The organism is Tenacibaculum sp. (assembly GCF_050290165.1).
In the GTDB taxonomy this organism is placed as follows: domain Bacteria; phylum Bacteroidota; class Bacteroidia; order Flavobacteriales; family Flavobacteriaceae; genus Polaribacter.
In genome coordinates, this window is sequence record NZ_JBNKHD010000004.1 from 53,608 (window position 1) to 67,325 (window position 13,718).

Annotated in this window: 12 protein-coding genes; 8 read left to right on the plus strand and 4 right to left on the minus strand. The window is 34.8% G+C overall.

Features of this window, described 5'->3' with window-relative positions:
• Nucleotides 1-12: 12 nt before the first annotated feature.
• From ACQY6M_RS05385 to ACQY6M_RS05395, 3 genes are read right to left on the minus strand one after another with little or no spacing between them, the layout of a single operon-like run.
• A complete protein-coding gene (locus ACQY6M_RS05385) occupies nt 13-522 on the minus strand; it encodes a DUF2480 family protein (protein ID WP_428741429.1) in 510 nt (169 codons plus the stop codon).
• A 42-nt stretch (nt 523-564) separates the two neighbouring features.
• Nucleotides 565-891: a DUF59 domain-containing protein gene (locus ACQY6M_RS05390; RefSeq protein WP_428741428.1), complete on the minus strand. Its 327-nt coding sequence runs from the start codon at nt 889-891 to the stop codon at nt 565-567.
• A gap of 7 nt (nt 892-898) precedes the next feature.
• The gene (locus tag ACQY6M_RS05395; RefSeq protein ID WP_428741427.1) at nt 899-1,324 is read right to left on the minus strand and encodes a SufE family protein; all 426 of its coding nucleotides are present in this window, start codon (nt 1,322-1,324) and stop codon (nt 899-901) included.
• Nucleotides 1,325-1,516: 192 nt separating this feature from the next.
• On the opposite strand from ACQY6M_RS05395, the gene ACQY6M_RS05400 reads away from it, so the two are divergent.
• Both ACQY6M_RS05400 and ACQY6M_RS05405 read left to right on the plus strand, forming a co-directional pair.
• Nucleotides 1,517-2,443, plus strand: coding sequence for a PfkB family carbohydrate kinase (locus ACQY6M_RS05400; protein ID WP_428741426.1), 927 nt, complete (start codon nt 1,517-1,519; stop codon nt 2,441-2,443).
• A 79-nt stretch (nt 2,444-2,522) separates the two neighbouring features.
• Nucleotides 2,523-4,421: an amidophosphoribosyltransferase gene (locus tag ACQY6M_RS05405; protein WP_428741425.1), complete on the plus strand. Its 1,899-nt coding sequence runs from the start codon at nt 2,523-2,525 to the stop codon at nt 4,419-4,421.
• Between the two features lie 77 nt (nt 4,422-4,498).
• On the opposite strand, the gene ACQY6M_RS05410 is transcribed toward ACQY6M_RS05405, so the two are convergent.
• Complete coding sequence (locus ACQY6M_RS05410) at nt 4,499-4,861, minus strand: SPOR domain-containing protein (protein WP_428741424.1); 363 nt, start codon at nt 4,859-4,861, stop codon at nt 4,499-4,501.
• A 215-nt stretch (nt 4,862-5,076) separates the two neighbouring features.
• Here ACQY6M_RS05410 and ACQY6M_RS05415 point away from each other — a divergent pair, with 215 nt between their 5' ends.
• Genes ACQY6M_RS05415 through ACQY6M_RS05440 form a run of 6 tightly spaced genes read left to right on the plus strand, consistent with a single transcriptional unit; the run spans nt 5,077 to nt 13,689 of the window.
• Nucleotides 5,077-6,372 carry a c-type cytochrome gene (locus tag ACQY6M_RS05415; protein WP_428741423.1) on the plus strand — a complete coding sequence of 432 codons (1,296 nt, stop codon included), beginning with the start codon at nt 5,077-5,079 and terminating at the stop codon, nt 6,370-6,372.
• Nucleotides 6,373-6,403: 31 nt separating this feature from the next.
• Nucleotides 6,404-9,550 (plus strand): TAT-variant-translocated molybdopterin oxidoreductase, encoded by a 3,147-nt coding sequence (locus ACQY6M_RS05420; RefSeq protein WP_428741422.1) that lies wholly within the window; start codon nt 6,404-6,406, stop codon nt 9,548-9,550.
• A gap of 27 nt (nt 9,551-9,577) precedes the next feature.
• The gene (gene nrfD / locus ACQY6M_RS05425; protein WP_428741421.1) at nt 9,578-10,978 is read left to right on the plus strand and encodes an NrfD/PsrC family molybdoenzyme membrane anchor subunit; all 1,401 of its coding nucleotides are present in this window, start codon (nt 9,578-9,580) and stop codon (nt 10,976-10,978) included.
• Nucleotides 10,968-11,495, plus strand: coding sequence for a DUF3341 domain-containing protein (locus tag ACQY6M_RS05430; protein ID WP_428741420.1), 528 nt, complete (start codon nt 10,968-10,970; stop codon nt 11,493-11,495). Before nrfD ends, ACQY6M_RS05430 begins: the two co-directional genes overlap by 11 nt.
• A 9-nt stretch (nt 11,496-11,504) precedes the next feature.
• Nucleotides 11,505-12,050, plus strand: a complete 546-nt coding sequence (locus tag ACQY6M_RS05435) for a c-type cytochrome (protein ID WP_428744926.1) — start codon at nt 11,505-11,507, stop codon at nt 12,048-12,050.
• Between the two features lie 22 nt (nt 12,051-12,072).
• Nucleotides 12,073-13,689, plus strand: a complete 1,617-nt coding sequence (locus ACQY6M_RS05440; RefSeq protein WP_428741418.1) for a quinol:cytochrome C oxidoreductase — start codon at nt 12,073-12,075, stop codon at nt 13,687-13,689.
• Nucleotides 13,690-13,718 lie beyond the last annotated feature (29 nt).

Consider the following 13,718-nt stretch of genomic DNA (forward strand, 5'->3'; position numbering starts at 1 on the left):
TTATAAATCGGGTTACTTTTTTCTTTTATACAGGGGGACAGTTGAACAGGCTTCACCAAACATAATGGTTTTAGCTGCGGGTTTTATTTTTTCAATTAATAATGTATATGCTGATGGGGGGATAGGCTTGTTAGCACAACCTTTAATAATCACAGGTTTATCTTGGTAATCAGATATGTTTATATGATTTATAATGTCTTGATAAATAGCTGTTTCTAGTAATGTTAAGTCACCTACAACTACCTTTTTAGCAAAAGGTGTTAGCTCTACAGTTAATAACAAATAGGCCCAAGAAGGAATAATAGCATCTGTAGAACAGGTTAAAGCGACATAACTATCTTGATATTGAAACCAATCGTGATTTTTCACAGATTCTCTGAAATCTTTTTCGCGAAGAATTAACCCTTCAAATAACCAGTCTTTAATATCAAATACAATACGATTGCCTTTAGGATAAAAATCTTCAAGATCTATAGTTGTAAGATTACTATTTGCAATTCTGTTAATGATTTCCTCTGCCATCAATTTATAGCTTTTAAGGGTTTAATTTTGGCTAAGGCCTAATTATAACATACCTAATTCTAACTTGGCTTCTTCACTCATCATGTCTTGTGTCCAAGTAGGATCAAAAGTAATTTCAACTTCGCAGTTATTAATTTCCTCTAAAGTTTTTATTTTTTCTTCTACTTCAACAGGCAAAGTTTCTGCAACAGGACAGTTAGGAGAAGTCAATGTCATTAATATTTTGGCATCGTTTTCTTCTGAAATAAACACGTCATAAATCAATCCTAGTTCGTAAATATCAACTGGAATTTCAGGATCATATATTGTTTTTAATACACGTACGATTTTATCTCCTAATTCTTCTAATTTATCTTCAGTCAAGCTCATACTTTCTTTAATTCGCTAATTTCGATTGCTGTGCAATCGCATACATTTTTATTTGTTTTACCATTGATACTAATCCGTTAGCACGCGTAGGACTCAAATGTTCTTTTAATCCTATTTCATCTATAAATTCAGTATCAGCATCTAAAATAGCTTTTGGTGTTTGGTTAGAAAATACCCTCAATAATAGCGCCACAATTCCCTTGGTTAAAATGGCATCACTGTCAGCAGTAAAGTTGATAACTTCTCCGTCTAATTCAGAGTGTAACCATACTTTAGATTGACACCCTTTTATTAAATTTTCATCCAATTTGTATGTTTCGTCTATCAGTGGTAACGATTTTCCTAGTTCAATGATGTACTCATAACGCTCCATCCAGTCCTCAAACATTGAAAACTCATCAATAATTTCTTCTTGTATTTCTTTGATAGTCATTTTTTAAAACTATTTTTGCAAAGTCAAAAAGACCTTTTTTGTTTAAAAAGGCAAAATTACGATAAAAAAGGCAGTTGACATGATAGTTTAAGCCTTAATCAGTAGAATTAGTAAAATTTTAAGTCTTAGCATTTTATTAAGACTAAATGAAGTAAAATATTTCTTCAAAATACAAGAAGATTAACTAGAGTTATGAGTAAATTATTAGCAGTAGGAACCGTAGCATTTGATGCAATCGAAACCCCTTTTGGAAAAACAGATAAAATTTTAGGAGGTTCAGGAACTTTTGTAGGATTGGCAGCTTCACAATTTGGGGTACAAACTGGAGTAGTTTCTGTTGTTGGTGGAGATTTTCCGCAATCATATTTAGATATGATGAACGAAAGAGGAATCAATACAGACGGGATTGAGGTAGTAAAAGAAGGTAAAACTTTCTTTTGGAGTGGAAAATATCATAATGATATGAATTCTCGTGATACTTTAGTTACTGAATTAAATGTATTAGAACACTTTCAGCCAGTAGTTCCAGAATCGTTTAAAGATGCGCCAGTTGTAATGTTAGGGAATTTACACCCGTTAACACAAGCATCTGTTTTAGATCAAATGAATGAACGACCAAAGCTAGTAGTGTTAGATACTATGAACTTTTGGATGGATATCGCATTAAACGATTTACATGAAGTGTTAAAACGTATAGATGTAATTACTATTAATGATGAAGAAGCTCGTCAGTTAAGTGGAGAGTATTCGTTGGTAAATGCTGCGAAGAAAATTCATGAAATGGGACCAAAATATGTGGTAATCAAAAAGGGAGAACACGGAGCCTTATTATTTAATGAAGGAAATATGTTCTTTGCACCAGCATTACCATTAGCAGAGGTATTTGATCCAACAGGAGCAGGTGATACTTTTGCAGGAGGTTTCTGTGGATATTTAGCGAAGACCGAAGATATCTCTTTTGAGAATATGAAGAATGCGATTATTTACGGATCAAACTTAGCATCGTTCTGTGTAGAAAAATTTGGAACACAGCGAATGGAGGAGTTATCAAACCAAGAGGTGCAAACGCGTTTGCAAGCTTTTAAAGAATTAACACAATTTGATATTGAACTATCATAAACTATAAATCCGCGCTTTTTGCTGCGGATTTTTTTATACAACACACAAAACGAGAACACAACTAAATACTTGAGATTAAATGAGTGACGCTATTAAACATGAATGCGGAATTGCAATGGTTCGTTTAAAAAAGCCATTACAATATTATAAAGATAAATACGGTACCGCGTTTTATGGTGTAAACAAAATGTATTTGTTAATGGAAAAACAGCACAACAGAGGACAAGATGGTGCTGGATTAGCAAGTATTAAATTTAATGTAGAGCCAGGAACTAGATATATTAGTAGAGTTCGATCTAACGAATCGCAACCGATTCAAGATATATTTGGAAAGATTAATAAAAGAATCAACGGTGTTTTTGAAGAGAACCCAGATAAAGTCGATGATGTTGAATGGCAAGAAAAAAATGTGCCATATTTAGGTAACTTATTCTTAGGGCACGTTCGTTATGGTACCTTTGGGGGAAACTCTATTGAAAATGTACACCCTTTTTTACGTCAAAGTAACTGGAAGCACCAAAGCTTAATTGTAGCAGGTAACTTTAACATGACAAACTCTAAACAATTATTAAATGATTTAATTGAGTTAGGGCAACATCCAAAAGAGTCTACTGATACAGTGACAGTGATGGAAAAAATTGGTCATTTTTTAGCATCAGAAGTTTCAGATTTGTACTTAAAGGCTAAAGAAGAAGGCTTCAATAAAAAGGATGCGTCACCATATATTGAAGAACATTTAGATATTCAACGTATTTTAAAACGTTCAGCTAAGAACTGGGATGGTGGTTATGCAATGGCAGGATTATTAGGGCATGGAGATGCATTTGTATTGAGAGATCCATCTGCTATTCGTCCAGCTTTCTTTTACGAAGATGAAGAAGTGGTAGTGGTAGCTTCCGAGCGTCCAGTAATTCAAACAGTGTTTAATGTAGATATTGATTCAATAAAAGAGATTGAGAGAGGTCATGCATTAATTATTAAGAAAAATGGTCAAACAACGATGTCTCCAATTTTAGAGCAAAGACTTAAAAAGGCGTGTTCGTTTGAGCGTATCTATTTTTCAAGAGGAAGTGATGCTTCAATTTACAAAGAGCGTAAAAACTTAGGGAAGTATGTATTCCCTGAAGTACTTAAGTCTATTAATAACGATATAGAAAATTCTGTTTTTTCATACATTCCAAACACAGCAGAAACTTCTTTCTTCGGAATGATGGAGGCTGCGGAAGATGTGTTAAATCAGCAAAAGACAGATGCTATTTTAGCAGGTGAAGGAAAATTATCAAAAGAAAAGGTAATTGAAATTCTTTCAACAAGACCTCGTTTCGAAAAAATAGCCATTAAAGATGCGAAGCTACGTACCTTTATTACGGACGATAGCAGTCGTGATGATTTAGTAGCACACGTGTATGATGTTACTTATGGAGTAGTAAAGCCAACTGATAATTTGGTAATTATTGATGATAGTATTGTAAGAGGAACTACGTTGAAGAAGAGTATCATCAAGATTTTAGATCGATTGAATCCAAAGAAGATTGTAGTGGTTTCATCTGCGCCTCAAATACGCTACCCTGATTGTTATGGTATTGATATGGCAAAGATTAATGACTTTATCGCGTTTAAAGCTGCTTTAGAATTGTTAAAAGAGACGGATCAGTATCATATTATTGATGAAGTGTATCAAAAGTGTAAGCAGCAAGAACATAGTGAAGATAAAGATGTGGTGAACTATGTAAAAGAAGTTTATGCTCCGTTTACTGATGAAGAGATCTCAGCTAAGATTGCTCAGATGTTAAAAACAGAAGAAATCAAAGCTGAAGTAGATGTAATCTTCCAGCCAGTAAGTGAATTACACAAAGCATGTCCAGATAACTTAGGAGATTGGTATTTTACAGGAGATTATCCGACCGATGGAGGTCATAGAGTGGTAAATCAAGCCTTTATTAATTTTTATGAAGGAAGTGATGCTAGAGCTTACTAAGAATAAGTATTCTAGTTATAAATAAAAAAAAGAGCAATCACTGATTGCTCTTTTTTTTATGATATATATGGTGTTTTTTACATAGGAACAACGATAGCACCTGAGAATTTTTCGCGAATTTCATTTAAGGCTCTATCTGCAAGTAAACGTGTTTTATAATTCCCTACCTGTATTTTCCATTCAGGTGCTTTATAGGTCAATTTAGTATAAACACCAGGGTACTCAATTTGAAACCTATTACGTAAACTTTTAGCTGTTCTTTCAAGTCCGTTATATAGCTGAATTCTATATCCGGTACCATTATTTTTGTTGTATTCTCGCTTCTTCTCTAATAAAGAGATGATATCTTTATTATTAGTGTAATTTGTCTGTGCATTTAAACTGCAAATACCTGTAGCAAAGACAATTAAAAAAGTAATAAATAAACTGCTTTTTTTCATTTTGTTTAATCTTTTTACAAAAGTAACGACTTGTCAGTTAATAGATTGTTAAGGGTTGTTATTTAGAATAAATATAAATTATAAATTAGCAATCTCTTAACATTTCACAATTTAGACAGAAGTAGTACTTTTGTGCAACTTTCTGTATACTGTTTTTTGAATAGTGTAATAGAAACAATTGTACCAAAATAGATACAAAACTTATATTTTATAGTATGAAAAGTGTGAAACATCACAGCAGATTAACCAGAACACTCGTACAGAGTCTAGCTTTCCTTTTAGTTTTCTTAGTAAGTTTTTCGGCGTTTTCGCAAGATATTGACGAAGCACGCCAAAAAGAAGGAAAAAAATTATTCAAATCTCTTTGTGCTTCTTGTCACAAGTTAGATAAAAAACTTGTAGGGCCAGCTCTTGGTGGAGTTGAAGATAGAAGAGCTAACGACTGGTTAAAGTCTTGGATTAAGAACAATGCTGAGTTTAGAGCTTCTGGAGACAAAGATGCGATTGCGATTTTTGAAGAGTATAACGGTTCTAATATGACGGCTTTCCCTCAGTTGTCAGATCAAAATATTGATGATATTCTTTATTATACAACTGTAGGAGAGGTAAAGAGTGCTGCTGATGCAGGTGCTGCGGTTGCTACAGAAGGTAGTAGTAAAGATAGTGCTCCTAAATGGGTGTTGTACATTTTAGCAGCAGCTATAGTAGTAGCATTTTTAATTATCGGTAGTTTATTAAAAACTATTAGTGAATTAAAAGGTGCGCCAAAAACTCCAGGTTTAATGGGGCAAACAGCAGAGTTGTGGGAAGGGATCAAGAAAAACACATTCTTACATGTGTTAACAGTGATTTTTGTGGCTTTAGTTGCGGCTTACTTCTTGTTTGGAACATTGTTTAAAGTTGGTGTTGATCAAGGGTATCAGCCAATTCAGCCAATTGCTTTTTCACATAAAATTCACGCAGGTGATAACAAGATTGATTGTCAATACTGTCACTCGTCTGCAAAACATAGTAAAACATCTGGAATTCCTTCAGTAAATGTTTGTATGAACTGTCATAAAAACATTTCAGAAGTAGCTGATGATACTAAAGTAGTAATGGATGACCATACTCTAGTAAAAGCAGACTTAGATAAGGAGATTGCTAAAATTTACGAAGCTGCAGGATGGGATACTGAAAAATTAGCATATACTGGTAATACAAAGCCTGTAAAATGGGTGAGAGTACATAATTTACCAGACTTCGCATATTTTAACCACTCACAACACGTAACAGTTGCAGGTGTGGCTTGTCAAAAATGTCATGGCCCTGTTGAGGAAATGGAAGAAGTATATCAATACTCTCCATTAACAATGGGATGGTGTATTGACTGTCATAAGGCAACAAAAGTTGACTTAAAGGGTAATGAATACTACGCTAAAATTCACGAAGAATTAGCGAAGAAGTATGGTGTTGAGCAAGTAACTATTGCGCAATTAGGAGGAAAAGAGTGTGGTAAGTGCCACTATTAATCAATTAGAAAGTAGAAAAACACGTATATAAATGGCTTCAAACAAAAAATACTGGCAAAGTGTTGAAGAACTAAAAGGTAGTTCTATTGTTGAAACGCTACGTAATAATGAGTTTGTACAAGAGATTCCTACAGATGAGTTTTTAGGTGACAAAGAAACTTTAGAAACATCATCTACTTCACGTAGAGATTTCTTGAAATATGTTGGATTTACCACTGCCGCTGCTTCTTTAGCTGCTTGTGAAGGTCCAGTAAGAAAATCAATTCCTTATGTAGTGCAACCAAATGATATCGTAGTAGGTGTTGCTGATTGGTACGCAACTACAATTGCAGATGGTTTTGATTTCGCAAACGTATTAGTTAAAACACGCGAGGGACGTCCAATTCAAATCATGCCAAATAAAGAGGCAGGTGGAGTAACAAGTGCACGTACTCAAGCATCAGTTTTATCATTATATGATGAAAAATTACGTTTAAAAGAACCAAGAAAAGGAGAAACTCAAATTTCTTGGGCTGATGCTGATAAAGAAATCGTAGCTAAGTTAAACGAGTTAAAAGATGCTAACGAAGCGGTAGTATTATTAACAGGTACCCTAGCGAGTCCTTCTACTGAAAAAGTAATAGCTGATTTTGTAGCAGCGTATCCAAATGTTAAGCATGTAATTTACGATGCTATTTCAGAAAGTGGTGCAGCTGATGCTTTTGAAGCTATGTATGGTAAAAGAGCTTTACCAAACTACGATTTTAGCAAAGCTGAAGTTATCGCATCTATTGGAGCAGATTTCTTAGGAGATTGGCAAGGTGGATACGAAAAATCGTATGCTGAAGGTCGTAGAGTAGAAACTGGTAAAATGTCTTACCATGTTCAGATTGAAAGTAACATGTCTTTAGCAGGTGCAAATGCCGACAAAAGAATTGTTGCTAAACCATCTGAGCAAGTTTTTGCTTTAATCAATTTATATAATGCAATAACTGGTAGTTCACTTCCTACGAAAGCAACTAAGTTTGATGCTGAAGTTAAAACTTTAGCAAACGATCTTAAAAAAGCTGGTTCAAAAGGAGTTGTTGTTACTGGATTAAATGATAAAAATGCTCAGTTAATTGCATTAGCAATCAACAAAGCATTAAATAGTGAAGTAATCGATACCCAAGCATTGAACTTAAAACGTCAAGGTAACGATACTGAAGTTGCTCAATTAGTAGCAGATGTTAAAGCTGGAAAAGTAAAAGGTTTAATTACTTATAATGTAAATCCTTTATACAGTTTAGCAAATGCAGCTGATTTAGCAGAAGGAGTTAAGAATTTAAAATTATCTGTAGCTATTTCTATTCAAGATGACGCTACAGCTAATGCTACACAATATACGTTACCTGCACCTCACAACTTAGAAAGTTGGGGAGATGTTATGGTAAAAGAAGGTATGTATGGTTTAATGCAGCCTACTATTCAACCATTATTCAATACACGTCAGTTACAAGATGTGTTATTAAAGTGGACAGGTAGTACTGTAAATTACTATGATACTTTAAAAGAGTTTTGGAGTACTAATGTGTTAGGAGGAACTTCATGGAATCAAGCATTACATGATGGATTCTTTAAAGCTGAAGTTGTTGCGGGAGAAACTACTTTTGAATCGACAGCTGATGTAAACGCAGCAGCAGTTCAATTAGTAAGAGCAGCAAGTAATTCTTCAAAATTCGAATTAAATTTATATTCATCAACAGGTTTAGGAGACGGTAAGCAAGCAAATAACCCTTGGTTACAAGAATTCCCAGATCCTATTACTCGTGCTTCTTGGGATAACTACTTAACAGTGTCTATGTCAGATGCTAAAGAGTTAGGTTTTGAAAATCCAGTACAAGATAATGGAGCTATTGATGGAAATTATGCTAATGTAACGGTTAATGGAGTAACAATTAATAACATTCCAGTAATCATTCAACCAGGTCAAGCTAAAGGATCAATTGGTTTAGCATTAGGATATGGTAGAAAGCAAAACTTAAAAGCAGAAATGCAAGTAGGGGTAAATGCTTATCCATTCTACCAAAACGGAAACAATATTCAGTATAACGTTTCTATTGAAAAAGCTTCTGGATGGCATAAGTTTGCTTGTATTCAGGTACAAAGTACACTAGCTGGTCGTAATGACATTTTAAGAGAGGCTACGTTAAAAGAAATAAACGATAAACATTTAGATCCTAAACATACTTGGAACAAACCATACATGGTTTCTTACGATCATCAAGAAAAAGAAGGTAGTAAGATTGATTTATGGGATGATCATGATAGAAGTTTAGGACATCACTTTAATTTATCTATCGACTTAACATCTTGTACAGGATGTGGAGCTTGTGTAGTAGCATGTCACGCTGAAAACAACGTTCCTGTTGTTGGTAAACACGAAGTACGTGTAGGTAGAGATATGCACTGGTTACGTATCGATCGTTACTATTCTTCTACTGTTGAAGATAAGCAATTTGACGAGAATGTTGTAATGACTATGGAGCAGTTTAAAGCTGAGAATCCTAAAATTGCTGAGAAAGACATCGAAAGACGTTATACAGAGAAAGTTTTAAAACTAAGCAAAGGAGATTTATTTGATGCATTAGAAAATCCGGCTGAAAACCCACAAGTGGCTTTCCAACCAATGATGTGTCAACACTGTAACCACGCACCATGTGAAACAGTATGTCCTGTAGCTGCAACATCTCACGGACGTCAAGGTCAAAACCAAATGGCTTACAACCGTTGTGTAGGTACTCGTTACTGTGCAAACAACTGTCCATATAGAGTTCGTCGTTTCAACTGGTTTAACTACGCTGAAAACAACGAGTTTGACTTCAATATGAATAACGAATACGGTAAAATGGTATTAAATCCAGACGTAGTTGTTCGTTCTCGTGGAGTTATGGAAAAATGTTCTATGTGTATCCAAATGACACAAGCTACTATCTTAAAAGCTAAGAAAGAAGGTAGAGCTGTTAGAAAAGACGAGTTTGAAACAGCTTGTTCTGCAGCATGTTCTACAGGAGCAATGGTGTTTGGAGATGTAAATAACTCTGAAGATACAGTAGCAGCATTAAAAGAAGATAGAAGAGCTTTCCACGTGTTAGACTATATTGGTACAAAACCAAATGTAGTATACCAAGTGAAAGTAAGAAATACAAACGAAGCTTAATAGTAAAATTAATAAGTATATAGATTTATGTCGTCTCATTACGAATCATCTTATAGAGAGCCTTTAGTGTTAGGTAACAAAAGTTATCATGATATCACTGAAGACATTGCCAAGCCTATCGAAGGTAAAGCAAACAAAAATTGGTATATAGCATTCTATATCTCTTTAGCAGCAATGTTATGGGGATTTGGATGTATCTTTTACACCGTAGGAACAGGAATCGGTGTATGGGGTTTAAGTAAAAACATCGGTTGGGCATGGGATATTACCAACTTCGTATGGTGGGTTGGTATTGGTCACGCAGGAACTCTTATTTCTGCAGTACTATTATTATTCCGTCAAAAATGGAGAATGGCAATTAACCGTTCTGCTGAAGCGATGACAATTTTTGCGGTATTCCAAGCAGGATTGTTCCCAATTATCCACATGGGTCGTCCATGGAACGGATACTGGGTATTACCAATTCCTAACCAATTCGGATCATTATGGGTTAACTTTAACTCGCCATTATTATGGGATGTATTCGCAATTTCTACGTATTTATCGGTATCATTAGTATTCTGGTGGACTGGTTTATTACCTGATTTTGCAATGATTCGTGATAGAGCAGTAAAGCCTTTCCAAAAGAAAATTTACGCTTTATTATCTTTCGGATGGTCTGGTAGAGCTAAAGACTGGCAACGTTTTGAAGAAGTGTCGTTAGTATTAGCAGGTTTAGCTACTCCATTAGTACTTTCTGTACACACAATCGTATCGATGGACTTCGCTACTTCTATCAACCCAGGATGGCACTCAACAATATTCCCTCCATATTTCGTTGCTGGAGCGATCTTCTCAGGATTCGCAATGGTACAAACCTTATTAGGTATTATGCGTAAGGTTACAAATATGGAAGCATATATTACACGTTTACACGTAGAGTATATGAACATCGTAATTATCTTAACAGGTGGTATTGTAGCTGTAGCTTATGCAACTGAATTTTTCATCGCATGGTATACAGGATCACCTTACGAAAATTACACTTACTTATCGTTTGGAGCTGAAGCAGGAGCTTACGGATGGGCATTCTGGTCATTATTAATCTGTAACATTTTCACTCCTCAATTATTGTGGATTAAGAAAATAAGAAGAAGCTTCATTTGGTCTTTTATCATTTCAATTGTAATTAACATTGGTATGTGGTTCGAGCGTTTCGATATTATCGCAATTGTATTAAGTAAAGGTCAATTACCATCAACATGGTGGCGTTTTGAGCCTACGTATGTAGATGTAGGTATCTTCGTTGGAACTATAGGATTCTTCTTTGTATTATTCTTATTATATGCAAGAACTTTCCCAGTAATAGCACAAGCAGAGGTTAAAACAATCTTGAAATCTTCAGGAGAGAATTTTAAAAAATTAAGAGACGAAAACGATGAGCACTAATAAAGTAATTCACGCATTATATAATGATGATGATATCTTAATGGATGCCGTTAAGAAAGTAAAAGCAGAACATCATCATATCGAAGAAATATTTTGTCCATTTCCAGTTCACGGACTAGACAAAGCAATGGGATTAGCACCAACACGTATAGCCATTACGTCTTTCTTATATGGTATTACAGGTTTATCAGTAGCAATTTGGTTAACTTGGTATACAATGATTGCTGATTGGCCACAAGACATTGGAGGTAAACCAAATTTCTCTTGGGGAGTTAATATGCCTGCATTCGTGCCTATCTTATTCGAATTAACAGTGTTTTTTGCAGCGCACTTAATGGTAATTACTTTTTATATGAGAAGTAAGTTATGGCCATTTAAAGATGCTGAAAACCCAGATCCAAGAACGACAGATGATCACTTCTTAATGGAAATTCCTGTACACGGAAATGAAGAGGAGTTAAAAGCGTTGTTAGAAACAACAGGAGCTGTAGAAATTAACGTAGTAGAAACGCACTAATAAAGAGATATGAAGAGTTTTAAAATAATTATCGCTTTAGCAGTAGTTGCAAGTTTAGCTTCTTGTAACAATAAACGTAAACCACAGGTACAATATATGCCAGATATGTACGTGTCTGTACCTTACGATGCTAACGGAGTTGAAGGAATCAACAAAGAAATGGTAAACAAATTACCAGTAGCTGGTACAGTAAGTAGAAATGGTGTGGTAGCTTATGATATTCCTGATACTAATGAAGGATACGAAAAAGCAAAGGCTGAGTTAAAAAATCCATTACCAGCAACTGAAGCTAATTTAGAAAAAGGTAAGGAGTTATTTGGAATTTACTGTGCTGCTTGTCATGGGACAAAAGGTGATGGTAACGGAGTTTTATCTCAGAGAGATAAATTCAACGGTATTCCAAATTACAAAGACAGAGATATCAATGAAGGAACTATTTATCATGTAATTATGTATGGTAAAAACTTAATGGGATCTCATGCCTCTCAGTTAAGATACAATGAGCGTTGGCAAGTTGTACAATACGTAGAAAAATTAAGAAGCGAATTAAAATAAGTCTATAATAGATAGTTAAGATATGTACCAGTTTTCAGGAAAATTAAAAATGCTTGCTATTGCTCTTATGATCTTAGGGGCTTTAGGTACTGCCTATAATTTTATGTCGGCACCTAAAACAATAGAAGAAGCAAAAGAAATTTTAGCAAAACAAGATGCTCATCATGGAGGTCATGAAGCTGCAACAGCTACGCATGCAGCAGAAGAAACTCATGCTGAAGAGGCTAAAGTTGAAGAACATGTAGAAACTGTAACTACAGAAGAGCACGAAGTAGCTCAAGATAGTACTGCAGCACATGTTGAAGAAAACCATGCTAATGAGCAAGAGCATGCTGAAGAAGTTGCAGAACATGCACAAGATACAACAGCTGTTCATACAGAAGAGAATAAGCACGAAGAGGCTGCTGCTGAAGAAGCACACGAAACAACAAATGAAGAGCATGCAGAAGTTGCACAAGCACATCACGGTGAAGACCATGGTGATGCCCATGCAGAACACGCTTTACACCAAATGCAAAACAGACCTTGGTCTGCATTTTATGTAGCTTTATTATTCTCGTTAGGAATTACATTATTAGTATTAGCATTTTACGCTTCACAAAGAGTAGCACAAGCTGGTTGGTCAGTAGTGTTATTTAGAGTAATGGAAGCTATTACTAACAACATTTACTTTGTAAGTGCTATTATGTTAGCATTTTTAGTGATTACTTTTATGCACGGTAACCACTTATTTCCATGGATGGCAGAAGGAGTTGTAGATCCTGCAAGTCCTAACTACGATGCTATTATTGATGGAAAAAAATGGTTTTTAAATACTCCAGGATGGTTAATTAGAGGTATTATCTATTTAGCAGGTTGGAATGCTTACCGTTTTTTAATTAGAAAAGGATCATTAGCTCAAGAGAATGGAGATTTAGGTCTGCACAAGAAAAACTACAATATGTCTGTTATCTTTATTCTATTCTTTATGATTACTGAAAGTATGGCATCTTGGGATTGGATTATGGGAATCGACCCACACTGGTTCTCTACATTATTTGGATGGTATGTATTAGCTACTTTCTTAGTATCAGCTTTAACAGTAATTGCTATGGTAACTATATACTTACGTTCAAAAGGAGCTTTACCATTAGTTAACGATAGTCATATTCACGATTTAGCGAAGTTTATGTTTGGTTTCTCTGTATTCTGGACATACTTATGGTTCGCTCAATTCATGTTAATATGGTATGCAGATATGCCAGAAGAAACTACCTATTTCTTATTACGTTTCAACGAATATAAAGTACCTTTCTTAGGAATGGTAGTGTTAAACTTTGTATTCCCAATCTTATTATTAGTCAATAGCGATTTCAAGAGTATTCCTTGGTTAGTAATTATTGGAGGTGTTGTTATCTTAATAGGTCACTATGTTGATTTATTCATCATGGTAATGCCAGGAACTGTAGGTGCTCAATGGGGATTCGGAATTGGAGAAGCAAGTGGATTGTTATTCTTTATCGGATTGTTCATTTATGCGACATTTACTGCATTTGCTAAGGCAAGCTCAGTAGCAAAAGGTAACCCATTCTTACATGAGAGTGAAACCTACCATTACTATAATATCGAACATAGAGGAGAAGATAGTAATCATCATTAATAAAAAGAATTAATAAACAAATAGTTTAG